The 26,689-nt window shown below is 34.9% G+C and carries 20 protein-coding genes; 17 read left to right on the top strand and 3 right to left on the bottom strand.

The window, feature by feature from the left end; genetic code table 11:
• Positions 1-23 precede the first annotated feature (23 nt).
• Positions 24-1,343: a CBS domain-containing protein gene (locus HHU08_RS17615; protein WP_016202791.1), complete on the top strand. Its 1,320-nt coding sequence runs from the start codon at positions 24-26 to the stop codon at positions 1,341-1,343.
• A gap of 15 nt (positions 1,344-1,358) precedes the next feature.
• Positions 1,359-2,291 (top strand): DHH family phosphoesterase, encoded by a 933-nt coding sequence (locus HHU08_RS17610; protein WP_016202790.1) that lies wholly within the window; start codon positions 1,359-1,361, stop codon positions 2,289-2,291.
• A gap of 145 nt (positions 2,292-2,436) precedes the next feature.
• Here the strand turns inward: HHU08_RS17610 and ytrI are convergent, their stop codons facing one another.
• Positions 2,437-2,946, bottom strand: a complete 510-nt coding sequence (gene ytrI, locus HHU08_RS17605) for a sporulation membrane protein YtrI (RefSeq protein WP_101730643.1) — start codon at positions 2,944-2,946, stop codon at positions 2,437-2,439.
• Entirely contained in the window at positions 2,947-3,279 is a 333-nt protein-coding gene (locus HHU08_RS17600; RefSeq protein WP_016202788.1) for a YtrH family sporulation protein, read from the bottom strand.
• Positions 3,280-4,172: 893 nt separating this feature from the next.
• Between HHU08_RS17600 and dnaE the strand changes: the two genes are divergently transcribed.
• The 14 genes from dnaE to HHU08_RS17530 all read left to right on the top strand — a co-directional run bounded on the left by dnaE (position 4,173) and on the right by HHU08_RS17530 (position 23,718).
• Complete coding sequence (dnaE, locus tag HHU08_RS17595; RefSeq protein ID WP_169188966.1) at positions 4,173-7,535, top strand: DNA polymerase III subunit alpha; 3,363 nt, start codon at positions 4,173-4,175, stop codon at positions 7,533-7,535.
• Between the two features lie 267 nt (positions 7,536-7,802).
• Positions 7,803-8,435, top strand: coding sequence for a FadR/GntR family transcriptional regulator (locus tag HHU08_RS17590; RefSeq protein WP_328823034.1), 633 nt, complete (start codon positions 7,803-7,805; stop codon positions 8,433-8,435).
• A gap of 69 nt (positions 8,436-8,504) precedes the next feature.
• Positions 8,505-9,374, top strand: a complete 870-nt coding sequence (accD, locus tag HHU08_RS17585) for an acetyl-CoA carboxylase, carboxyltransferase subunit beta (protein WP_169188965.1) — start codon at positions 8,505-8,507, stop codon at positions 9,372-9,374.
• Positions 9,368-10,321: an acetyl-CoA carboxylase carboxyl transferase subunit alpha gene (gene accA / locus HHU08_RS17580; protein ID WP_016202784.1), complete on the top strand. Its 954-nt coding sequence runs from the start codon at positions 9,368-9,370 to the stop codon at positions 10,319-10,321. The genes accD and accA overlap by 7 nt, the downstream gene beginning before the upstream one ends.
• Positions 10,322-10,891: 570 nt before the next feature.
• On the top strand, positions 10,892-11,857 hold the full coding sequence (gene pfkA / locus HHU08_RS17575) for a 6-phosphofructokinase (RefSeq protein WP_040343181.1): 966 nt from the start codon (positions 10,892-10,894) through the stop codon (positions 11,855-11,857).
• A 116-nt stretch (positions 11,858-11,973) separates the two neighbouring features.
• The gene (pyk, locus tag HHU08_RS17570; protein WP_016202782.1) at positions 11,974-13,734 is read left to right on the top strand and encodes a pyruvate kinase; all 1,761 of its coding nucleotides are present in this window, start codon (positions 11,974-11,976) and stop codon (positions 13,732-13,734) included.
• Between the two features lie 248 nt (positions 13,735-13,982).
• The gene (locus tag HHU08_RS17565) at positions 13,983-14,372 is read left to right on the top strand and encodes an FxsA family protein (RefSeq protein ID WP_016202781.1); all 390 of its coding nucleotides are present in this window, start codon (positions 13,983-13,985) and stop codon (positions 14,370-14,372) included.
• 357 nt (positions 14,373-14,729) lie between these two features.
• A complete protein-coding gene (locus HHU08_RS17560; RefSeq protein ID WP_169188964.1) occupies positions 14,730-16,472 on the top strand; it encodes a sensor histidine kinase in 1,743 nt (580 codons plus the stop codon).
• Between the two features lies 1 nt (position 16,473).
• On the top strand, positions 16,474-17,259 hold the full coding sequence (locus HHU08_RS17555) for a response regulator transcription factor (RefSeq protein WP_169188963.1): 786 nt from the start codon (positions 16,474-16,476) through the stop codon (positions 17,257-17,259).
• A 112-nt stretch (positions 17,260-17,371) separates the two neighbouring features.
• Complete coding sequence (locus HHU08_RS17550; protein WP_169188962.1) at positions 17,372-18,691, top strand: extracellular solute-binding protein; 1,320 nt, start codon at positions 17,372-17,374, stop codon at positions 18,689-18,691.
• 219 nt (positions 18,692-18,910) lie between these two features.
• Entirely contained in the window at positions 18,911-19,789 is an 879-nt protein-coding gene (locus HHU08_RS17545) for a carbohydrate ABC transporter permease (protein WP_016201835.1), read from the top strand.
• A gap of 15 nt (positions 19,790-19,804) precedes the next feature.
• Positions 19,805-20,701 (top strand): carbohydrate ABC transporter permease, encoded by an 897-nt coding sequence (locus HHU08_RS17540; RefSeq protein ID WP_205835642.1) that lies wholly within the window; start codon positions 19,805-19,807, stop codon positions 20,699-20,701.
• 22 nt (positions 20,702-20,723) lie between these two features.
• Complete coding sequence (locus HHU08_RS17535; RefSeq protein WP_169188961.1) at positions 20,724-22,844, top strand: glycoside hydrolase family 52 protein; 2,121 nt, start codon at positions 20,724-20,726, stop codon at positions 22,842-22,844.
• Between the two features lie 238 nt (positions 22,845-23,082).
• Positions 23,083-23,718: a YesL family protein gene (locus HHU08_RS17530; RefSeq protein ID WP_101730647.1), complete on the top strand. Its 636-nt coding sequence runs from the start codon at positions 23,083-23,085 to the stop codon at positions 23,716-23,718.
• A gap of 350 nt (positions 23,719-24,068) precedes the next feature.
• Here the strand turns inward: HHU08_RS17530 and HHU08_RS17525 are convergent, their stop codons facing one another.
• Complete coding sequence (locus HHU08_RS17525) at positions 24,069-25,505, bottom strand: DDE-type integrase/transposase/recombinase (RefSeq protein ID WP_016205479.1); 1,437 nt, start codon at positions 25,503-25,505, stop codon at positions 24,069-24,071.
• A 165-nt stretch (positions 25,506-25,670) separates the two neighbouring features.
• Between HHU08_RS17525 and HHU08_RS17520 the strand changes: the two genes are divergently transcribed.
• Positions 25,671-26,462 carry a Nif3-like dinuclear metal center hexameric protein gene (locus HHU08_RS17520; protein ID WP_016201831.1) on the top strand — a complete coding sequence of 264 codons (792 nt, stop codon included), beginning with the start codon at positions 25,671-25,673 and terminating at the stop codon, positions 26,460-26,462.
• Positions 26,463-26,689: the final 227 nt, after the last annotated feature.

The raw sequence follows: 26,689 nt of genomic DNA, 5'->3' as shown, positions 1-26,689 counted from the left end.
TTTTCTTAAAAGAGGGTGGTAATTTGGCTACAAAACATGAGCAAATATTAAATTATATTGATGAATTACAAGTAGGAGAAAAAATTTCTGTTCGACAAATTGCAAAAGCGTTAAATGTGAGTGAAGGAACAGCCTATAGAGCAATTAAAGAAGCAGAAAATAAAGGATATGTAAGTACGATTGAAAGAGTCGGTACGATTAGAATCGAACGAAAAAAGAAAGAGAATATTGAGAAATTAACATATGCTGAAGTAGTTAATATTGTGGATGGACAAGTTTTAGGAGGAAGAGCCGGGTTACATAAAACATTAAATCGTTTTGTGATTGGTGCGATGAAATTAGATGCAATGATGCGTTATACAGGTGCTGGTAATCTTTTGATAATTGGAAATCGAGTACGAGCCCATGAACATGTCTTAAAAGCTGGAGCAGCCGTTTTAATAACAGGAGGATTTGATACAGAAGAGCATGTGAAACGTTTAGCAGACGAATTGCAGCTTCCTATCATTTCAACAAGTTATGATACATTTACCGTTGCAACGATGATAAACCGGGCGATCTATGATCAACTGATAAAAAAAGAAATTGTCTTAGTAGAAGATATATTAACTCCACTTAAAGACACAATTTATTTAAAAACAACAGATAATGTCGCTTTATGGCATAAATATAATAAAGAAACATTGCATGGTCGCTTTCCCGTAGTAGATCAAAGTTTAAAAGTACAAGGTATGATTACATCCAAGGATGTTATCGGAAAATCGATGGATATGACTATTGAAAAAGTTATGACGAAACAACCGATGACTGTAAGTGGAAAAACAAGTGTTGCTTCTTGTTCTCATATGATGGTATGGGAAGGAATTGAAGTTTTGCCAGTAGTAGATGAGGCAAATAAATTAGAAGGAATTATTAGTAGACAAGATGTATTAAAAGCGCTCCAAATGAACCAAAGGCAACCTCAAATTGGCGAAACTATTGATGATATTGTAACTAAACATCTATTGTTGACAAAAGGGAAAAACAAAGGAGAAACTACTTTTTCCTGTGAAGTAACGCCGCAAATGACCAATCATATAGGTACCATATCTTATGGTGTGTTTACTACGATAGTATCAGAAGCTGCCAACAGAGTATTAAGAGGCTTTAAAAAAGGTGATTTAGTTGTAGAAAATATGACCATATATTTTATAAAGCCAGTGCAAATGGATAGTGTCATTGAAATTGCACCTAAAATTTTAGAGGTAGGACGGAAATTTGGGAAGGTAGACGTTGAAGTATTTAATCAAGGTGTACTCGTAGGAAAAGCAATGATGATGTGTCAATTAATTGATCGTCATTAAAGAAGGGAGAAATAAATGAAACAGCAAATACTAGATGCAATTAAAGCGTTTAATACTATCATCATTCATAGACATGTTCGCCCAGATCCTGATGCATATGGATCGCAAGGAGGACTAGCAGAAATTATTAAGGCTTCTTTTCCAGATAAAAAAGTGTTTACAGTAGGCGAAGAAGAAATATCCTTAAACTTTTTACGCAAACTAGATACCATTGATGACGGTATCTATAAGGATGCTTTGGTTATCGTATGTGATACAGCTAATCAAGAGAGGGTTTGTGATCAACGTTATCAAACAGGTAAAAGGCTAATTAAGATTGATCATCATCCAAATGATGATGCATATGGAGATATAGTTTGGGTGGAAACTACTGCTAGTTCAACTAGTGAATTAATTTATGAATTTTATTTGTTTGGAAGAGATCAAGGATTGAAGATGAGTGATGAAGCAGCAAGGCTGTTATATGCTGGGATTGTTGGAGATACAGGGAGATTTCTTTATCCAAGTACCTCAGAAAAAACATTTCATTATGCAGGAGAATTAATCAAATATTCATTTTCCCGAACAGAAATGTATGACCAAATGTATGAGTTAGATCCTCATATTGTAAAGCTAAGTGGCTATGTCCTTCAGAACTTTGAAGTTCATGCAAATGGTGTTGCAAGCATGAAACTAGATAAGGAAATTCTTGATCAATTTCAGGCAACTCCTGCACAGGCATCTTTACTTGTTAGCAGTTTAGGGACTGTGAAAGGTTTAAAAGCATGGGTCTTTTTTATAGAGGAAGCGGATCAAATTCGTGTGCGTTTACGTTCTAAAGGTCCAGTTATTAATGGAATTGCGAAAAGTTATAATGGTGGAGGACATCCATTTGCTTCTGGTGCAACGATTTATCAATGGGAGGATGCAAGTAAAGTAATTAGGGATTTAGAAGCGGTTTGTAGATAGAGGAGAAAAGGTGTTACTCATTTATCCCACTCTCTTCTCACATTAAGCTGTAGAAAATCAAGGCTAGGTGGGGATAATTTGATAAGTTCAACTAACGATTAGTGGAGCATGAGGAAAACACCAGCTGATCGTTAGTTTTCTTTATCTAATCCCCAAAGGTTACACTTAATTCGACATGAACAGTTGTATAGATAATTAACTCTGTCACCTTAAATTTGTAACGTTTTTTATCGGAGACAACAACCTTGTTTTCGATTGATTTTTTTAGTAGTGCACGACTTTTATATACCATATCAAGGTCTTTAGCAATAATGGTGGATAAGTCTTCTTTAATTGCATCTTCCATTTCGAGTGCATTAAAGGGTTTGATATCGTATTTTTCTTTATCTGTATTGTTTATTTTTACAACGATATTTTCAACTGTCAGCTTTTCTTCTGTTGTTTTATTTTGAGCAGCAAATTCTTCCTGCCAAATCTTCTTCTCTCTTTCTAAATCTTCAATGGTAGCTTTCTGTGTTTTAATTTCTGAACTATATCTTTCCTGCCATACGCCAAAAATAAAGACAAAAATACACCAACTGATTACCCCGCCGATGACCATCCCGGCAAAAAAGCGTTGTACTGCCCGATTTTTATAATATGGTGGAATTCTCATTTAAATGTACTCCTGTGTGATCCATTTAATAATGGTTATTCCAGTATGTGCTCCCCCAAAAGCTGATACAATTAATAAAATCTGTTTGAATAAGTCTTTAGTTCCAGCATCATAGATTCCTTTTTCAATCGTATCAATCGCATCAAAAGTACCACCAATTGCAGTGACAATTGCCCAAATTTTTATGATACCGGAAATACGAATGATTTCTGTGAGGAGGGGTTTTCCTGTTAGGAAAGCAGCGAGCCCTCCTAAAAGTGCACCTCCTAATATAACCCCTAATGCGATAAAGTAGCTTTCGATGAAGGTAGGGAAGAATGGTTGTTGATTCATACGTTAACCTCTCTAACTTTTTTGGTTTGGTTTTTATCCCACTCTTAACGGACTCTAGTAAACTTTCTATTCTTATTACTATGGACAATCTATAGCTTTTATGAATGATTTTAAAGACGATTCTTCATAAGTTTTGAAAAAAGATAATATCTTCTTTCGTAACTAACGACTAATAAAGAGAACATATTTTCTTTTTTTGCGCTGAACATCTATAATGAAAGGAAAAAGGTTTTTTTTAGAAAGGTCAAGGAGAACGGAAAGAATTATTGCTTTCTAAAAAGTAAGTTACCTTTATAGTGGTAACTAAGCTTTATGTAAGAAAGATTGATGAGGATGGGACGAAGCAAAATATATAATAGGTAAAGACGAACAATTTCTCATTTAGTAGCGATAACAATAAGTTTCCTAACTCTTTTCAAAAGAAACTATAATTAGGATGAAAGACGGAGCAGACTGAATACACGTAGATGGGAGTTGCGAGAAAGTCCGAGACCCCGCAGGAATGAGGCTTGACGCTCGCCCCGTGGAAAGCGAAGTGTATTCAGTCTTCGGGTAATAACCACAAATCTTCTTTCTTAAAATTAATAAAAAAACCCAAACCATTATACGGAAGTTTTATCCCACTCTTAACGGACAGTAAGACTCAACCGTAAGCTTATGAGAATACGAGGAAGAGAGGTGGGAGATCAACTGTCCGTAAAGGTCCGATTGGTTCAACTAACCATCAGTGGGGGATGAAGGAAAACCCCACTGATGGAAGTTTTACTTTATCAGCATCTACGTATAATGGTTCGGATTTATATTTAGTTGGAATACTTATGTCCAGCCTCTTTTTACATACTCTCCTGTACATAGGAGAAAATTAAAAAATTTTCATGAAAAGTGGTGAATTTATGTCTTTTGTACATCTTCAGGTTTCTAGTGCATATAGCCTTTTATCTAGTACTCTTTCCATTAAAGAGCTAGTCAGCAATGCCAAAAAGCAGGGCTATCGTTCTATTGCTTTAACGGATCGTAATGTAATGTATGGGGCAGCCTCTTTTTATAAAGAATCGTTGCGGCAAGGAATAAAACCGATTATTGGACTAACAGTAGATGTAATAAGTGAATGGGAAGGGGAAAAAGCCTATCCATTAGTTCTATTAGCTAGAAATACCCTTGGATTTAAAAATTTATTGAAAATAACAAGTGCTATTCAAACGAAAAATCCACAAGGAATTCCCGTAAAATGGTTAAAGCACTATGCAAAAGGCTTGATAGCTATCTCACCTGGATGGGAAGGTGAGATAGAACAATATCTTTTGAATGGTAACAAGGAATCAGCCCAAGATACTTTATTATTATGGAAGTCCATATTTGAACAAGGACACTTCTTCTTATCTATGCAAAGACACGGCCTTTCTTTGGAAGATAGTTTAAATGAACAATTAAGACAATTGGCTATCCAAGAAGAAGTCAAGATGGTAGCAACCAATAATGTTATGTACCTTGAGCAAGAGGATCATTTTGCATATGAATGCTTAATCGCAATAAAAAACGGTGAGAAGCTATCAGATATTGAGCAAAATGAATGGCATTCTGATCAGCATTATTTAAAAAATAGAGAAGAAATGCTCGCGTTATTTAATGATCTGCCAGATATTTTGGAGAATACGTGGCAAGTGGGAGAAGTATGTCAAATCGAAATGGAGGGCATGCTTGCAACATTGCCTAAATATACTGTTCCTGCGGACAAAAATGCACAAAGTTATTTGAAAGAATTATGTATTGCTGGGTTATATGAGAGATATCCTGTCCCTTCTAATGAACATAAAGCGCGTTTAGAATACGAGCTTGAAATCATTGGGAAAATGAATTACAGTGACTATTTCTTAATTGTTTGGGATTTTATGAAGTTCGCACGGGAAAATGGTGTTTTAACTGGTCCTGGAAGAGGATCTGCTGCTGGGTCAATTGTTGCCTATGTTTTACATATTACAGACGTAGACCCTATTAAGTATCAATTGCTTTTTGAAAGATTTTTAAATCCAGAGAGAATTTCAATGCCAGATATCGATATTGATTTTCCGGATAATAAGAGAGACAAAGTTATTTCATATGTGAAAAATAAATATGGGGAGCTTCACGTTGCACAAATTATTACATTTGGTACGCTGGCTGCTAAAGCTGCCTTGCGAGATGTCGGCCGAGCGTTTGGCTTATCTGTAAAAGAGCTAGATGAACTTTCAAGGATGATTCCATCCAAACTAGGAATCAATCTTAAACAAAGCTATCAAGAATCAATACGTTTGCAACAATTTGTTACATCATCTCCTCGTAATAAAAAACTATTTGATACCGCTTGTAAAATTGAAGGCCTTCCAAGGCATACATCAACACATGCTGCTGGCGTAGTTCTAAGTCAACAGCCACTTGTTGACATTATTCCGATTCAAGGTGGTCATGACGACATTTACTTAACACAATATAGTATGGAATACTTAGAGGAACTTGGTTTATTAAAAATGGATTTTCTTGGTTTAAGAAATCTTTCTTTCATTGAATCAATTCTTGATATGCTATACAAAGCGACAAAGAAAAGGATAGATATAAGAAAAATACCGATCGATGATCCAGCTGTATTCAAGCTTTTGAGTAGGGGAGAGACAACAGGGATTTTTCAATTAGAGTCGGAAGGGATGCGCAATGTATTAAAAAGGTTACAGCCTACTGATTTTGAAGATATTGTAGCCGTTAATGCGCTTTACCGTCCAGGACCTATGGAGAATATTCCTCATTACATTAATAGAAAACATGGTAAAGAGTTGATTAACTATTATCATCCTGATTTAGAAGAAATATTAAGCAACACATATGGAGTTATCGTTTATCAAGAGCAAATTATGCAAATTGCTTCGAAAATGGCTGGTTTTTCACTAGGAGAGGCAGATCTTTTGAGAAGAGCTGTGAGCAAGAAACAAAAAGATATTCTAGAAAAAGAAAAAGTTCATTTCGTAAAAGGTGCCAAAAGAAAAGGATATCACGAAAAAACAGCGAATGAAATATATGAGTTAATTGTGCGATTTGCCAACTATGGTTTTAATAGAAGCCATGCAGTGGCATATAGCATGATTGCTTATCAGCTTGCTTATTTAAAGGCAAACTATCCATTGTATTTTATGGCTGCATTATTGACATCGTCCCTTGGAAACACAGGAAAAATACTTCAGTATATTCAAGAATTAAAACAGATGAATATTGAATTGTCTCCGCCTTCTATTAATCAGAGTAATTACTTTTTCCGCGTGGAAAAAAATAAAATTCGTTATAGCTTAGCGGGTATTAAAGGTATTGGCGGAAATGTAATGAGAGAAATTCTAAAGGTAAGAAGTCAGAAAAAATTTGACGATTTATTTGATTTTTGTATTCGTGTTTCTCCAAGAACAATTAACAGAAGAGTAATGGAAATGCTTGTTTATTCAGGAAGTTTTGATGAATTTGGTGTGGATCGTGCTACTTTGCTGGCGTCCATTGATGTAGCAATACAACATGCACAATTAGTCCATCCAGAGGATGAGGAGCAAAATGATTTATTTAGTGAGGATGATTTCTTTTTTAAACCAAAATATGTGGAAGTAGAACCACTCAAAATAGAAGATAAGTTAGCTTTAGAAAAAGAAGCATTGGGATTTTATTTGTCAGATCACCCAGTGTCTATCTATAAGCAGTATCAGACTACTTTACAAACAACTCCAATCATTGAAATGGAGCTAGGGAAGAAACATAAAAGTATTGTGTATATAACAGAATTAAATGTTATTCGGACAAAAAAAGGGGAGCCTATGGCTTTTATCCAGTTAAGTGACCAAAGCGGAGACATTCAAGGGGTTATTTTTCCAACGGTTTTTAAGAAATATCAAAGCTTGCTTATCTCAGGAGAAATGATTTATTTGGAAGGAAAATGTGAAGAAAGAAATGCAAATAAACAATTTGTTATTCAAATAGCTGAATCGATGGAGACAATTGTCCAATCACTTCCTAATAAAGAGCATAAGTTGTTTATTAAAGTTATGAATGAGAAACATATGGTTAATCAGAAAATGGAACTCCTCTCGGTTATGAGAAAATTCCCGGGAACTACTCCGGTTATTATTCATTATGAAGAAACAGGAAAAAGCATCGTTTTAAACGAAGAATATAAAATTTCTCCAAGTAAGGAATGTATGGCTGAATTATCGGCTTTACTAGGTGCTGATCAAGTTATCCTTACTGGATAAAACTTTACAACTTTAAAAAGTTGTTATATTGTTTAATAAGCTAACTGGTCAGACCACTTAGCAGAATGATTGGATTGGATTATTTTGTACTTATACTTTATTTATTTTATCGGCTGTTTTCTAAAAGAATGTTGTTTTTTGAATAGGGAAACTTAATGTATTGAAACACTTAGCAGCCTGAATTCAGGCTGCGGGTTACTAACAACAAACTTTAAGAAGACAACCATTTTTAAAAAACGTTGTCTAAAAAAGGCAAGAAAGAAGTGAGTGAGACATAAGGTGAATGAATCATCTTCAAAGGAATCCAAGTTATATGTGGATATCGTGAATCATTTACGAGAAATGATTGATCAAAATGGCCTAAAGCCAGGGGACAAGCTTCCATCTGAACGGGTATTAAGCGAAACCCTTCGAGCAGGAAGATCTTCAATTAGAGAAGCTTTAAGGGCATTAGAGCTTTTAGGGCTTATTGAAACGAGAAAAGGAGAAGGTACCTTTCTTCGCGATTTTCAAGGTCATAAATTAGTAGAATTGATCAGTACGTTTATATTGCAGAATGATAAAGCAAAGCAAGACGTTTTGGAGACGAAGAATTATATTCAATTAAATGCTCTTTATATTGCAATGGAAAAAATAACACAAGATGAAATCGAACATTTAAAACATTGGGTGAAAGAACAAGCAATATCAGAGAGCGAATTTTTTTTTCAACTAATTAAAATCGCTGATAATTTCTTGGTTCATCGTTTATGGACGATTTTGAATGACTATTATCACTCGTTAACAATTCCTGCGAAAGAATGGAAGCGAGAGGATTACCTCCTTCTTTTAGATTCATTAGATCGGAAGGATCAAATGCAATTATGGAGTGTGTTTAGTCATTACAATAACTTTAAATGAATATTGGTGCATGGAAATGACAGGAATCCGATTCAAATTTAAATTGTTACTTATGGGGAGGTTTCCATATTGATTAAGGGAATATTTTCGAAATCAAAAAAGCTTAAATATGCAACACTGCCTTCAGAATTATCAAAAAATGAAGTGCCAGAAGGTATTATGACAAAGTGTTCTAATTGTAAGAAAATAATGTATACACGTGAATTACAGAAGAATCATAAGGTTTGTCTAAACTGTGGTTATCATCTGCCAATGAAAGCTTATGAAAGAATGAATAGTATCCTAGACGAAGCAACCTTTGTTGAGTTAAATGCGGATATGAAAACAGGTAATCCTTTACAATTTCCTGGTTATGAAGATAAAATCGCAGGAGATATTCAGAAAACAAATATGAACGAAGCAGTAGTTACTGGTACGGGCGAAATAAATGGAATGAAAGTAGTAATAGCTGTAATGGATTCTTCTTTCCGAATGGGAAGTATGGGATCAGTGGTTGGGGAAAAAATAACCCTTGCTATAGAAAAAGCAGATGAGCTTTCCGTACCATTTATTATTTTTACGGCTTCTGGTGGAGCAAGAATGCAGGAAGGCGTTCTAAGTCTTATGCAAATGGCTAAAACAAGTACTGCATTAAAACGATTTAGTGATAATGGCGGATTATATATTACGATTATGACCCATCCTACAACAGGGGGAGTCTCTGCAAGCTTCGCTTCACTTGGGGATTACAATTTTGCTGAACCAGGCGCATTAATTGGTTTTGCTGGACGTCGGATTATTGAACAAACAATTGGTGAAGAGCTTCCTAAAGACTTCCAAACGGCAGAGTTTTTGCTAAAACATGGTCAACTAGATGCAGTAATACCTAGGTTAGAATTAAAAGATAAACTTAGCTTAGTCCTTGAAATGCATCAAACTGGTGGTGAATTAGAGTGGTAGGATTAGATTTTGATAAGCCGATTAATGAATTAAAAGATAAAATCCAAGAATTAAAAAACTTCTCTGAAAATGCAAATGTTGATTTGAGTACAGAGATTGAAAAATTGGAAATTCGCTTAAAAAAGCTTGAAAAAGATGTCTATGATAATATGAAACCTTGGGATAGGGTTCAAATTGCTAGACACCCAAATAGACCAACGACACTTGATTACATTTCTCATTTATTCACCGATTTTATCGAATTGCATGGAGATAGAGGTTTTGGAGATGATGAGGCAATCGTAGGTGGTATTGCAAAATATAAAGGTTTGCCAGTAACAATTGTTGGTCACCAAAGAGGGAAAGATACAAAGGAGAATATTCGCAGGAATTTTGGAATGCCACATCCAGAAGGATATCGCAAAGCCCTTCGCTTAATGAAGCAAGCAGACAAGTTTAACCGTCCAATCATATGCTTCATTGATACAAAAGGTGCATACCCTGGTAAAGCTGCAGAAGAAAGAGGACAAAGTGAAGCTATTGCCAAAAATTTATTTGAAATGGCATCTATGCAAGTCCCAATTGTCTGTATCGTAATTGGGGAAGGTGGTAGTGGCGGAGCTTTAGCTCTTGGTGTAGGTAACCATATCCATATGCTTGAGAATTCCACCTATTCAGTAATCACTCCAGAAGGAGCGGCATCTATCTTATGGAAAGATGCTGGTCAGGCGAAACAGGCTGCTGAAAAAATGAAGATTACGGCTCCAGACTTAAGGAAATTGGGTATTATTGATTCGATTATTAGAGAAGTGAAAGGTGGAGCCCACCATGATATAAAAGAACAAGCGGAGCAAATTGACGAAGTTTTATATTCATCCTTAAAAGAATTGACAGGGATGACTAAGGAAGAACTTGTGAATCATCGCTATGCTAAGTTTAAAAATATGGGATCTTATTTAAATCATTAATAATATCTAGCTTAATAAAAGATTTTAAACTGTAGACAATCTCACTTGTCTACAGTTTTTTGAGTGAAATAGGAAAAAATATTTTTTATCTTTGTATATAGACGAGTATAAAAAGCTCTAAGAAGGTAAAAATGTATTTTTGCAGAGGATTTATGGAAATTTACATAAAAAATAGTGTATGGAACATATTATAAAAAGCTTAACTTTCTTCTGTTAAGTATTTCAATTTAATGTTTAAAGTTTTAAATATCGGGAAATAGCTACAAAACGAGAGATTATAAAACGTTTGCAATTTGCTGATTATTCCGTCTTTTATTTTTTTGTCATATTAAGTTGAGATACGCGATTCTTCATGATATGGTAGAATTGTTTAATGGATAATTGGATAAATAGAATTCGAATTAATAGAGAAAAAGCAATTTCTTGATTAATTTACAAAAGTTAGCATTACATAGATTATATATATGTAAATTTTGTGAAATATGTTGCAGACAGCTATTTTGTTATATAATAGTATATGTATGTTGTGCTACATAATTTATTTGTTAATGAAATTATGAGGTGAGGAAATTGACAGTTAAAAGAATTGGTGTATTAACAAGTGGCGGTGACGCACCAGGAATGAATGCGGCCGTTCGAGCGGTAGTACGTAAAGCCATATTTCATGGCGTAGAAGTATATGGTGTTATTGGCGGTTATGCTGGGCTAATTAGTGGTAACTTCAGAAAATTAGAAGTTGGCTCTGTTGGTGATATTATTCATCGTGGCGGAACATTCCTTTTTTCTGCGCGCTGTGAAGAATTTAAAACAAAAGAAGGTCAACAAAAAGGAATTGAGCAATTAAAGAAACATAATATCGATGGTCTTGTTGTCATTGGTGGAGATGGGTCTTATATGGGTGCGAAGGCGCTTACAGAACAAGGCTTTCCTTGTGTTGGCGTTCCAGGTACAATTGACAATGATATTCCAGGAACGGAATTTACTATTGGCTTCGATACGGCACTAAACACAGTTATTGATGCTATTGATAAAATTCGTGATACAGCAACTTCTCATGAAAGAACATTTATTATTGAAGTGATGGGAAGAAATGCAGGAGATATCGCATTATGGGCTGGATTAGCTGGTGGTGCGGAAACAATCCTTATTCCTGAAGAAGGTTTCCATTTAGAAGAGATTGTAAAGAGATTGAAAAAAGGTCAGGAGCGCGGCAAAAAACATAGTATCATCGTCGTAGCTGAAGGAGTAGCAAGTGGTGTTGAAATCGGCAAATTAATTGAAGAAAACACAGACTTTGATACACGTGTATCTGTTTTAGGACATATGCAACGTGGTGGATCACCTACAGCACAAGACCGTGTATTAGCTAGCCGTCTAGGAGCTTATGCAGTTGAGCTACTTGTTGAAGGTAAAGGTGGAAGAGCTGTTGGTATCGAGAAAAATCAATTAGTAGATTATGATATCATTGAAGCGTTAGCACGTAAACATACGATTGACAATAATTTATATCACTTATCAAAAGAATTATCAATTTAATAAAACAGTAGGAATTTATGATTATCTAATACATGTTATGACAGAGATAACGCATAAATTCCTAAAATGCTGTTAAGTAATTATTTTTTTACTAATATTATCGGAGGTTATTTTGAATGCGTAAAACGAAGATTGTATGTACTATTGGACCTGCAAGTGAAAGTGTAGAAAAATTAACGCAATTAATGGAAGCTGGAATGAATGTTGCTCGCCTTAACTTTTCTCATGGCGATTTCGAAGAGCATGGTGCTAGAATAAAAAATATTCGTGAAGCAGCAGAAATTACTGGTAACAATATTGCGATTCTTTTAGATACAAAAGGTCCTGAAATCAGAACAAACAATATGAAAGATGGTGCTATCGAACTAGTTTCTGGTAATGATATCATCGTTTCTATGACAGAAGTAGAAGGTACAACAGAAAAATTCTCTGTTACTTATGAAGGCTTAATTGATGATGTGGAAGCTGGTAGTAAAATTCTACTTGATGATGGCTTAATTGGTCTTGAAGTAACAAAAGTAGATAAAGCAGCTGGGGAAATACATACAAAAATTTTAAATTCAGGAACATTAAAAAATAAAAAAGGGGTAAACGTTCCTGGAGTAGCTGTAAAGCTTCCTGGTATGACAGAAAAAGATGCAAATGATATCCGTTTTGGTATTGAACAAGGAATTGATTTTATTGCTGCATCTTTCGTACGACGTGCATCTGATGTTTTAGAAATTAAGCAATTATTAGAAGATAATAATGCATCTCATATCCATATTATTCCTAAGATTGAAAACCAAGAAGGTGTGGATAATATTGATGAAATTCTTGAAGTTTCTGATGGATTAATGGTTGCCCGTGGTGATTTAGGGGTTGAAATTCCTGCTGAAGAAGTACCATTAGTACAAAAATTATTAATTAAAAAATGTAATACTTTAGGTAAACCAGTTATTACTGCAACACAAATGCTAGATTCTATGCAACGTAACCCACGTCCTACTCGTGCAGAGGCAAGTGACGTAGCAAATGCGATCTTTGATGGAACGGATGCAATTATGCTTTCAGGAGAAACAGCAGCAGGATCTTATCCAGTAGAAGCTGTACAAACAATGAACAATATTGCTTCAAGAGCAGAAGAAGCTTTAAATTACAAAGAAATTTTATCTAAACGCAGCAGAGATTCTGAGCATTCTATTACTGATTCAATCGGACAATCTGTTGCTCATACAGCATTGAATTTAGAAGTAAAAGCGGTAATTACACCAACTGGTAGTGGCCATACTGCAAGAATGATTTCTAAATATCGTCCAGAAGCTCCAATTGTTGCTGTAACTTATGATGCAAGAATTCAAAGACAATTAGCACTAGTTTGGGGAGTATACCCACGTCTAAGCCAAAAATCAGAATCAACAGATGAAATGCTTGATGTAGCTGTTCAAGAAGGTGTTAACAGCTCTATCGTAACTCATGGAGATTTAGTAGTGATTACAGCTGGCCTTCCTGTTGGTGAAACTGGTACAACAAACATCATGAAAATTCATGTAATTGGAGATGTTCTTGCTAAAGGACAAGGAATTGGCCGTAAAACTGCATTCGGTAAAGCTGTAATTGCGACAAGTGCAAAAGAAGCTTTAGATAAAGTTAATTCTGGTTCAATTCTTGTAACAAATGCAACGGATCGTGATATGGTGCCTGCATTAGAAAAATGTAGTGCATTAATTGTTGAAGAGGGTGGCTTAACAAGCCATGCGGCTGTTGTAGGTTTAAATATTGGAATTCCTGTTATCGTAGGAGTAGAAAATGCAACAAACATCTTAAAAGATGGATTAGATATTACAGTTGATTCTCGTAGCGGCTATGTTTATAGCGGACATGCTAGCGTACTTTAATCTGTGAATCATTAAATAATCCAAAGGAAGAATAGCCTTACCTAAATTAATAGGTAAGGCTATTCTTCTTTTTTTGTAGGCGGCTACTACACTGGGATTGGAATCCATACTAGCAATTGTAGCTATCTAATCAGAATAACAGAATTTTACAATGACATAAAAAGAGAAACGGATGCTGTCTACTATCAGCAAGGAACAAAAAAAGGTATAATAAAAAGAAAGGGAAATTAAATGAGGATGGTGACAACTTGAGAAATTTTATTATCAGCTTGCTGCTATTGCCACTAATCGAGCTTATAATCTTTCTTCTAGCTGGAAATATAATTGGAATAACAGAAACCTTAATTATAGTAATTGGAACAGGAATTTTAGGTGGGGTTTTACTAAAGAAACAAGGATTAAAGGCAATTCGCAATGTCCAAGTTCAGTTAAATCAAGGTATAATGCCAGGAGATGCTATTTTAGATAGCTTTTGTGTGCTTGTAGGCGGACTGTTATTGCTGTTTCCAGGATTTCTAACGGATATTGTAGGTGTTATTATTCTATTCCCTCCTACAAGGAGAATAGGAAAGAACTTATTAATGAGAAGCATACAAAGAAAGCTGCAAAAGAAAAATCGAGTAACCATTATTCATTAGTAGATAAACCTGTTTTTTAAAGATTGTTGTCTTTAATATGAAAAGGAGGTACTGAGCAGACTGAATACACGTAGACCCTAGTATAGCGGGAGAGATGAGATATCGTAAGGCTTGCCGAGCTGAAGTGTATTCAGGCTCTGAGCTAAAGCAATAAACTTTATGAAAACAGCTAAATAAAAAGGGAGTCTGAATTTATTACAAAAGTAATTGGTCAGGCTCTTTTTTGTATTACATATATATCTGAAATTTTCTTTGAATTCAAATTAAATATTATGTTTATTTGTATAATGAATAAACAAAGTGTGCGGAATTTTTGGTATAATAATGTTGCAAATAAAGAGAAAGGCGATAAAATCGATGTTTAATTTATTAAGGAAATGGAATACATTACGGAATCAGATCTTATTTGTATTTTTATCAGTTATGGTAGTCGTTCTTTTATTTGTAAGTACATTGATTTTTAATCAAGTATCGTCATTATTAAAAAATAATGCAGAAAAACAAATTCAACAAGTCGCAGTGGAAGCAAACGGAAGAATCGAGACTTTGTATGAGCAGTTAAATATGGCGTCTAAATTAGCAGCAACTAATGATAAGTTACAAAAGCTTTTAACGAAGGAATATGAACAAAAGAATGTAACTTTTTATGAAAAACAAGAATTGATGGGAACTGTTAATACAATCACGGCCAATTCTGATGGCATCTTTTCTTTTCAGTTATTTACAAGTAATCAAAAACGAATTTTGCCACTTGATGATGCGAATATAATGACTGGTTTGGATGCGAGTTGGGTAGAAAAGGCTGATCAAGCAAAGGGAAGTCTTGTATGGATTGGAGAGGATCCTAATGACAGCAATTATTTTCTCGCAATCAGGAGAGTCAATCTAATTAATCGCAGTTTTACTAATGGTGGATATCTGCTTTTTAGTATTTATGATAATTATTTTCAGTTTGCTAATCAAGCGCTTACCGATGAAACAAATCAATATTTTATCCTTTTAGATCAATTAAATCAACCAATAATCACTAATTTTGAACAGTCAAGTGAGCCAATCGTACAGAGTAATAAAAAAACAATTCAAATAAATGAAAAGGATTACATGATCACGAAAAACTTTTCCTATATGACAGGTTGGACTGTCCTGATTTTGACACCGTACAATACATTAACAGAAGGCATTACGGTGTTACGAACGAGTATCCTTCTTGCTGGTATAATTGGACTGCTAATTTTCTTTGTCTGTTCTTTTTTTCTTTCGAATATTATCACTCGGCCCATTATCCGCTTAACAAATACGATGAGATTCGCTAGTGAAGGTTCATTACCGCTGACACCCAGCATCTCCTCAGTCAATGAAATAAATGAACTAAATAGTACATATAATCAACTCGTAAAAGAAACAAACCATTTGATAACGATGGTTTATCAAAAGGAAATTTTTCGAAGTAGAAGTGAATTAAGAGCTTTGCAGGCACAAATCAATCCTCACTTTTTATTTAATACACTAGATGCCCTTCATTGGTCGCTAGAAGAAAAAGACGAGGAAGAGTTAGCAGAGCTTGTAGTTACTATGTCTAATTTATTTCGATACACTATTTCTCGATCTACAGAAGATGAGTGGGTTCGTATAAAAGACGAGATAGCACATATAGAAGATTATATGGAAATAATGAAAATGCGATTTGGAGAAGAGTTGAAATGGCATATACATCTCCCAAAAGCATTTGAAGAGGTTAAAATTCCAAAATTTTTAATACAGCCATTAGTAGAAAATGCTGTATTACACGGTGCAGAGAATAAGGTAGGACAATGTACTGTTGATGTAGTGGTGAAACAAGCAGAAATAGATAACCACATAAAGGTGATTGTTAGAGATGATGGAATTGGTATAAGTGAGACTAAATTATCAAGAATTAAGGAATCGATGGAAAGAGGAGGCATTACTTCTGCTACAGGCAAAGGAATGGCTATTTCCAATGTATATAAAAGGCTTACACTCTATTATCAGGAAAGGCAGCAAAAGGGACTAATAATTGAAAGTACTGAAAATAAAGGAACATTAATTTCTTTTGAAATTCCAAAAGATGGAGGGATGTAAGATGTATGCGAAAACCATTTTGATTGTTGATGATGAGCCAAGATCAAGGGAAGGCATCAAAAAAACGTTGGAGAGCTGGTCTAACGGGCAATTTCAAATTTTGACGGCAGAAAATGCAGAAACTGCCATTGACATCATGCAAAATCAAAAAGTAAACATCCTCATAACAGATATACGCATGCCAAAAATTACGGGTATAACCATGCTTAAAACAATGAAAGATCAAAAATATCTGCCTGTGGTTATTGTAATCTCCGCCTATTCGGAATTTGAATATGCTCAAGAGGCTCTTCGATTAGGCGTTATTAATTATTTATTAAAGCCAATTAGTAAAAAGAAATTAATTGAAGCTGTTGAAGATGCCATTAAAATTGATAAAGATAAAGAAAGAGCCGATATTATTTCAAGGGTTGTCGATAATAAGTTAATAGATGCAACAGTAACAAATGAATCGGTAAGAGAGCCGATTCAGAAAGCTTTGCTTTATATTGACAAGCATTTAAAAGAAGAATTAACTCAACGTGATGTAGCCGATCATGTTTATTTAAATCCGAGCTATTTTAGTGTGCTATTTAAAGAGGAGATTCGTTTAACGTTTAGTGAATATATCATGAGAAGAAGAATTCAGCATGCCAAAAATCTGCTTATCTCTACAAAGCTCTCCATTACTGATATTGCAGAAGAATCAGGATATAAAACAGCTAAATACTTTATTAAAATCTTTAAAGAGCTAGAAGGAAAGACACCGAGCGCTTACCGAAAAACAAATAATGAAAGGGCTTTCTAAAAATAGTTGAACTTTTTCTAATCATTGTTACCTTTTTTAGAAAATCTAATAATGATAGACTTTATTTGTAAGAAAAAAGTAAATAAATAGGATGGTATAGGGGGTAGTTTTAATGTTTCATAGAAAAGCAATGTCAGCACTATTATCTATTGCTTTATTAATGGTTTTAGTTTTAGCAGGATGTTCTTCATCCACTTCTTCGAACGATGAAAGCGCTTCAAAAGATGGGGATAAAACAGTAATTAAATTTATGCATCTATGGCCAGAGGGGAGCTCGAAAGCACAGTTCACAATTGTAAACGATATCATTAAGCAATATGAAAAAGACCACCCAGATGTAAAAGTTCAAACAGAGATTCTTGGAAACGAGCAATATAAAGATAAAATTAAAGTACTATCAGCGTCTAATGAACTTCCAGATGTTGGGGTAACATGGGCAGCAGGATATATGCAGCCATTTGTTAAAGGTGAAATGTTTGCTCCATTGGATGATGTAATAGATAGCAACTTTAAAGATCAATTTGTTGCAGGTACGACAGAAGCATTTGCCATAGACGGTAAAACATACGGTCTTCCACTCGAATTAAATATAACACCTGTGTATTACAATAAAGAAATCTTTGAAAAATATAATCTAGAAGTTCCTGAAACATATGATGAATTTTTAACTGTTGTTAAAACACTAACTGATAATGGTGTTACACCAATCACATTAGGTAATAAAGATCGCTGGACTGGTTCTATGTGGTATATGTACCTTGCAGATAGAATTGGAGGACCAGAAGTACTAACAAATGCAATTAATCGAAGCGGTAGTTTCGAAGATCCAGCACTTGTTCAAGCAGCTGAAGAAATCAAAAAATTAGTGGACATGGGCGGGTTCGTAAAAGGTTTTAACGGTTTATCCAATGATGAGGCAAAAGGATACTTTATGAATGAGCAAGCAGCTATGTATTTAATGGCTACTTGGGAATTGCCAAACTATACAACTAGCCCAGATGTTACACAAGAATTTAAAGATAAAGTAGGATACTTTAAGTTTCCAACTTACGAAGGCGGTAAAGGTGATATTAACAGTTATGTAGGTGGACCTGGAGTTGGATTGTTTGTTTCTGAGAAATCTAAAGTAAAAGAAGAAGCAAAAGATTTTGTTGCTTATTTAGTACAAGAATGGGGCAAAAACTCTGTTAAAGATGCGGGGGTAATTCCAGCAACTGTTGTTGACACTTCAAACATTGAGCTAGATCAAATGTATATCGATATTTTAAATGATCTTGGTGAGGCATCAAACTTAACATTATATGCAGATGTTCAAATGAGCTCTAGTGTAGCACAAGTACATTTAGATATGATTCAATCACTATTTGGCGGTCAGGCAACACCAAAAGAATTCACAGCAAAACAAGAACAAGCATTAGCTGAAGAAGAATAACAAAAGAACAGGTGGAATCTATCAGAAAAAGCAGGTGGATTCCACTATATAAAAGATTATCACTTTGAATAAATAGTTATGATAATCACATTATTGATTTTAAGAGAAGGCTCTGTTAAACGATAATATTGGTCTAATGTATGTAACATTACTTCATTAGAATATCCAAACTTATCCTTTAACAAAGCCTTCCTAATCAATAAGGAGGGAGAGCAGAAAATGAAAAACGTGATGTCGAATAAATGGATTATTACCCTTTATGTGCTCCCTGCACTGTTACTCATTTTAATTTTAATCTATATTCCTATTATATTAACAGGATATTATGGCTTAATGGATTGGGACGGTATAGGAGCTAAGACCTTTATAGGGCTAGATAATTATATACAGCTTATGAAAGATAAAATGTTTTGGACGAGTACTTATCATTCGGTTTTATTAGCTGTTTTTTCTGCAATTAGTTTAATTGCCTATTTAGTAATTTCATTAATTTTAGCAAGTAAGATAAAAGGGGCAGGATTACTTCGTAAAATTTACTTAATTCCTATGTTATTGTCTTCTGTAGCGATTGCCCAGTTATGGTTGAAAATTTTTGATCCAACAAATGGAATGCTAAACAAACTATTAGAAATGTTTGGGGTCGTAAATACACCGATATGGCTGGCTGATCCTAATTTAGTACTATACTCCATTTTCATTCCAATTGTATGGCAATATGCTGGATTTTATATCATTATTTATTATGCAGCATTAAAAGGAGTGCCAGACGAAATTATTGAGGCAGCAAAAATTGATGGAGCAACACCATTTCAAATAGCTTATAAGATTAAGCTTCCATTGATTGCTCCCGTAATAAAAGTAACAATCGTATTAGCAATTGTAGGGTCATTAAAATACTTTGATTTAATCTATGTAATGACTGGTGGAGGACCAAACGGAGCTAGTGAAGTAATGGCATCTTATATGTATAAGGAAGCATTCAAAACATATAATTTCGGCTACGGTAGTGCAATTGGGTTTGCGTTACTAGTGATCTGTCTTGTCATGACATGGGTAATACAAAAATTAACAGCATCAAAAGAAGATGCTCAGTACTAAAGGAGAGAGATAATCATGAGTGAAGTAGTGGTTCAAAAAAATAATAAAACTGATTTATCCACATCTCCTAAAATAAAAGGATCTATTGGAAGTAAAATAGGATACGGCTTTTTGTATTTAGTGCTTGGAATAATTGCCATTTTTCAAATATATCCACTCATTTGGTTGTTCTTCTTTTCTTTAAAAACAAATCAAGAAGTGTTTGGCTTATCTCCATTTGCTCTTCCTAAGGATCCGCAATGGGGGAACTATGTAAAAGTATGGACACAAGGGAATATTAGCCAATATTTCTTTAACAGTGTTTGGATTACCGTTATTGCAGTAGTTTTAACAGTCATTTTGGCAAGTTTTGTTACCTTTGCAATTACAAGAATGCATTGGAAACTAAGTAAAATGGTTCTTGGTTTATTTATGGTAGGAATCATGATTCCCTTGCATTCCACATTGATTCCTTTATTTAGTTTCTTTAATCAATTACAACTAATCGATAATCCGCTATCGATTATCTTATCGTATACAGCGTTTAATCTGCCATTAACTATAATGATTTTATTAGGATTCTATCAAGCATTACCGCGTGAATTAGAAGAAGCAGCTGTAATGGATGGTTGTTCGATTCATCGCATATTCTTTCAAATCACGCTACCAATGACAACTCCCGTTATGGCAACCGTTGTTATTATCAATATGATTTATAACTGGAATGAATTTGTGTTCGTTAATACATTCATTAGCTCAGATAAATGGAAAACATTAACCGTTGGTGTGAATAACTTTGTCGGTCAATATTTAACAGATTGGGGAGCTATTGGCGCAACTTTAATGATTAGTATTATTCCAATTTTAATTGCCTTCATCGTATTAAGTAATAAAATTGTAGAAGGATTAGCTGCTGGATCTGTAAAAGGATAAGGAAAGGGAGGAATTAATAACAATGCCAAAAAATTCATTTTTTAATGCTCATCATTCTCCAATAGGAGCGTTTTCCAGCTTCACACTAGGTTTTCCAGGTGCAGGTGGCGGATTAGATTTAGAGCTAGGTCGTTCTCCTAAACAAAATATTTATATTGGGGCTGAAGTTTTAGACAAAAAAGGGACATATCAAGCATTTCCATTCTTTGCGTATCAAGAGGATGATGAAAGTAAAAGGTATGATATTGAAAATATGGATCCAGATCCTGATAAGCCTAATATAATTTTTCCTATCTCTAAAGATAAAATAAAACGTAATTTTCAACTTGGAACAGATACATGGGAATCTGAGGATCTATCTTTTACTATTTACTCCCAAGTGGAAGGTGTTCCAGATCCAAAAGCTGCAAATGAAGAAGAATTGAAAAGTACTATTTTGCCAGCTGTACTTGCTGAATTGACAGTAGATAATACAAATGGAACAAGAAATAGACGGGCTTTTTTCGGCTATCAGGGGAGTGATCCTTATTCATCGATGCGAAGAGTCGATGATACAATGGATGGCTTTGCAGGTATTGGTCAAGGCAGATTGACTGCTATTGTATCCAATAATCCTGATGTAAAATCAGCAATGCACTTTAGTTTGGAAAATATTCTAACAACTCCTGAAGAAGAGAATTGGACATTTGGATTAGGACCTTTAGGAGCACTTGTTATGGATGTTCCAGCAGGAGAAAAAAGAACATACCAATTTGCCATCTGTTTTTATAGAGGTGGGATTGTAACTGCAGGAATGGATACTTCTTATTACTATACAAACTTCTTTAATAATATCGAGTCTGTTGCTGAATATGCGCTTAAAAACTTTGATCCACTTGCAGACAGAGCGAAAAATGCGAATAAAAAAATAGATAGTACAAATCATTTATCAGAAGATCAAAAGTTTATGTTAATTCACTCTATTCGCAGCTATTACGGTTCTACGCAACTCTTAGATAATTATGGTGAGCCTTTTTGGGTGGTAAACGAAGGGGAATATCGAATGATGAATACCTTCGATTTAACAGTGGATCAGATTTTCTATGAACTAAGGATGAATCCATGGACAGTGAAAAATGAATTAGATATGTTTGTACAACGATTTAGTTATGAAGATACCGTTCGGTTTCCAAATGATGATACAGAATATCCAGGCGGCATAAGTTTTACCCATGATATGGGCGTAGCGAATACTATATCTCGTCCTCATTATTCATCCTATGAATTATATGGCTTAGACGGATGCTTCTCACACATGACACATGAACAGCTAGTAAACTGGGTATTATGTGCTGCTCTTTATGTTAGCCATACAGAGGATAAAGAGTGGCTGGATGCGAATTTAGAAATAGTGGAACGATGTTTTGATAGTATGTTAAATCGAGATCATCCAGAACCAGATAAACGTAACGGCTTAATGGGATTAGATTCTTCGAGAGTAATGGGCGGTGCAGAAATTACCACCTATGACAGCCTTGATGTGTCTTTAGGGCAGGCAAGAAACAATATTTATCTCGCAGGAAAAATATGGGCTTCCTATATTGCGCTTGAAAGAATATTTGCAGAGAATGAGCGAACAGAGTTAGCCAAAATTGCTGGAGAACAAGCAGAAAAATGTGCGGCAACGATTGTGGAGCATGTAACGGAAGCTGGTTATATTCCAGCTGTCATCGGTGAAGGCAATGACTCGAAAATTATTCCAGCAATTGAAGGATTAATATTCCCATACTTTACAAACTGTAAGGATGCATTAGATGTGAATGGTTGTTTCGGGGCATACATTCAAGCATTAAAAACACATTTTGAAACAGTTTTAACAGAAGGAAATTGTTTATTTGAAGATGGTGGCTGGAAAATTTCATCGACAAGTAATAATTCTTGGCTAAGTAAAATTTATTTATGCCAATTTATCGCTCGAGAAATTCTGGGCTGGAACTGGGATGAAAAAGGAGCAAAGGCTGATGCTACACATGTAGAATGGCTAACACATCCCGAACTGTCCATTTGGAGTTGGAGTGATCAAATAATAGCAGGAGAAATTGCGGGAAGCAAATACTACCCACGCGGAGTAACAAGCATCTTGTGGTTAGAAGAAAAGCAGTAGAAGCCCCTTTTCAGATAGTGTATTTCCGCTCTTAACGGGTAGTGAAAACCTTCAGATTAAGCTGCGGAAAATGGAGGAAGCCTTTGTGATGAAACTCTCTCTTAAAAGTCTGATAAGTACAACTAACCATCAGTGGGGGATGAGAAAAGATCCCTACTGATGGAAGTTTTCTTTATAGTAATTTAAAAATAAGTCAGAAAATAGGCTAGAAGGAAAGAAGAAAGTAGAGGGGATAAGCATGTCAACAAAACCAATGGGGAAGTTATATACCATTTGTGAATGGATTATGAAGCTAGCTTATATTAATTTACTGTGGATAATGTTCACAGTCAGTGGTCTTATCCTATTGGGCTTTATGCCAGCAACAGCAGCACTATTTACTGTTGTCCGAAAATGGTTTATGAAAGAAACGGAAGTTCCCATCTGGAAAACATTCTTCTCCGTCTATAAAAGTGAATTTATCAAGAGCAATAGTTTTGGTTTAGTATTTGTAATGGCTGGAATAATGTTGTATGTAGATTACTATCTTATTTTAAATTTAGATGGGATAATCCGTATTGTTGCAACAAGTATATTGCTATTGATTTCTTGTTTATACCTTATTACCGTTTTATTCTTCTTTCCTGTTTACGTACATTACGAGCTAAAGTTTTTTGACTACTTTAAATACTCCTTTTTTCTAGGAGTTTTAAATATCCACATATTAATGCTAGCGATCCTTGGATTAGCAGCAGATATGTTTCTATTATTCTATATACCTGGTCTTCTTCCATTTTTTAGTGGCGTTTCTATAGCTTTCATACTAATGTCAAGTAGTATTCTCATTTTTCAGCGTGTGCAGAAACTAAAAACAAATAAAGTGATCACAGAATAAGAGTAGAATCGATAATTAGAAAAAATAATAGTAAAAGTTGTAAAAAAAAATAGTTTGTATATTGAATAAACAAACTTTGGCATGGTATAATTTGATTAACTGGTAGTGTCAAAACTTCTATGAAAAAGTAACCTGAAGTCTTTTTCTTCTTTCCTTTTTGAAGTGGAGAGGCTCGCAATCGCTCTTGACAAACACACCAATGGTTTGAATTCAGGTTATCAAGGGCGAAGGGGACAAAAGAAGGCATGCCAAATAAGCCCTTGATTTTTTCCATTTTAAACCATTGGCAAGTTCGGTTTGTCAAGAGTTCGCTCCGCCGATTGCTGGTTCAGGGCTCAGCTAAACAAAAGCTAGGTTGTTTGTTCTATAATCCAATCTTGAGCTAATCCAATTAGCTTAGTCCATCTTGCTGGCATATTGGGAAGCTGAAGTAACTCTGGATGAATCACAGGTACTTTTCCTTCTAAGGCTGAATGAGGCCGTAGAAAGTTAAAGTATGCGACAAACAAAGTGACGAAAGAAACAGATCCATGATCAGATCCAAACCCATGAGTCGAGCGATAATTTCCTTTAAACGTTCGATTGAGTCGTTCAATAATTTGCTTGAGTGGTCGGTATTCTGTTGATACTGGATCTTCGTTGGTTAATCCAATGACTTGCTTCACATCAAACGAAATATCATGTTGGGCAAAGAAATGTTGGGCTAATAGGTAAATCGGATTGCCATCTACAATAAACGTGAGGTTTTTAGGGATTTCCTTCATCTTTAGAAGAACCTCATCGATAGCCAGAATGGCTGACTGAGTATCTCGATTAGGAGAAACAGGATAAGACAGAATAATCTTTTTTACGGCATCAAAAAAGAAGAATAAATAATGCCAGCGACCTTTCACTCGAATGTAGGTCTCGTCTCCACAGAATTGATCAGAAAGCTCATAAGGATAATGGTCCACATAAGGTTTAAGCATCAGTGCTACGCTATTTTCGTAATTCAAAATGCTTTGGTGGGAGATGGATACACCATGTACATCCTTCATGAGTGCAGCTGTTTTACGGGCTGACAACCCATAGTTCACATGGTAGGTCAAAATCAGTCCCAATGTATGTGGCGACACATATAGTCTTGATAAATCTAACTTTGGTTTCTGAGGTGAACGCTTCGATAAGGGTTGGTAATCGATACGAAACTGACGGAAAATATAACGCATTTTAAATGCCTGTGGATCCTTTTTAAACTGTTTTTTCTCTTTTGAAGATAGTCCATTTTGTTTCTTTTGGTAATAAGAACAGTCGTTGTTTTTACACTTGAATACATCGAAATCTTTTCTCTCTTTGACCTTTTCAAGCGTTTTAGCACAGTGAGGACATTTTAAAATTGCCTCTTTTGAATAATGATTTTTTTGGTTAAACAAACATGTACACACCTTGCATTGATACTGTCCCTTGTCTCCGTTATTTGCATAAAGAAAATCAGATGGAGCACCACACTTTGGACATTTTATGCTGGAAGGAACAGTTGTTTTTGAATTTGAGTGTCTTCGAACAGGTTTAAGGGGTTTCCCATTTTTCTCCTGATACTCATTCAAAAGAAGTTTATAATCAAACTTTTGTAGGGTTTCGATGATTGGGAGGTCGTCTACCTGTAGTTTTCGATAAGGCTTATTTACAGGTTTTTCTACAGGTTTATCAAACATACTTTTCCCAATCAAAAGAGTTAATAATGTTCGAATAACCTGATCTTGGTACTTAATAAAAGTAAGTAAATAGGTTATAATTTGAGGGTACAATTTGTCACTTCCTATTCTAGGTTGTTGGGTGTGTGGTAACCTCAATTATCCTTAGAATTCAGGGGGTGGCAATTTTTTTGCTCAAAAAGCCCTCTATTATAGGATATAATAGCCTATTTCTATATAAAGTTTTGACAATACGGATTAACTTGAGGGGGAGATAAAATGACGAGTGTTCAAAGAGTAGTAGAAAAACTAATCGAGCCCGCAAGAAAGTTTGAATCAACAACAGATGTACTAATAAAAGGATCACCTCATATTGATGTGACAGGAATTGTAATCGCATTCATGCTAACGCAAGAAGTATTAGAAAAGGCAATTTCACTTAAAGCTAATTTGATCATTACCCATGAAGGTCCTTTTTACAGTCATGCAAATTGGAAAGACAAATATGCGAACGATCCTATATGCATGGCAAAGCTCCGATTAATAGAAGAGTCGAATGTCACTATTTTTCGCTTTCATGATTATTTTCATCGCTATGACCCAGACGGAATAATGCTAGGTTTAATCCATAAGCTTGAATGGAGAGAATATATCGAAAAGCATCAACCAACAGCAACAACTTTAACGATACCGCAAAAAACGGTTGGGGAAATAGCAACGTATGTAAAAGCGAAGCTTGGTGCGCCTTTTGTAAGAATTGTAGGCGATTTGTCCATGCAATGTCAAAAGATAGGATTACTTGCAGGCTATCGTGGTGGAGGAGAATTGGTAATTCCTTTATTCCAACAGCACCATTTAGATCTAATTATAGCAGGCGAAGGTCCAGAATGGGAGTCACCTGAGTATGTAAGAGATGCTATTTACCAAGGGAAAAAGAGGGCAATAATTTTGATTGGTCATGCTGTTAGTGAAGAACCAGGCATGGAATATCTAACATCTATAGTGAAAGCTGAATTTCCACATATTCCTGTACATTACTTGAAAGAGGATCCACTGTTTCAGATTCTTTAAACAAGAAAAGTTTTTGTCGATAATCTACCATACTAGTATGGTTAAACTGAATGAACAAAAAATCCGCATTTCACAACCTGATTAACATTTATTCTTTTCATTACCATCACTCCAATTTAAATCGACTTTGCAATCAATCATAAACTTATTTATATTATCTTTTTTTAATTTTGTAATAGAGCTTCTTAGTTTTGTTGGGTAAGCGCTTTAAAGTAGTGTATTTCGCT

This window comes from Niallia alba, assembly GCF_012933555.1.
Classification (GTDB): Bacteria; Bacillota; Bacilli; order Bacillales; family Cytobacillaceae; genus Niallia; species Niallia alba.
The sequence above is the reverse complement of the archived record's forward strand: the minus strand, read 5'-3'. Positions and strand labels throughout refer to the sequence as shown.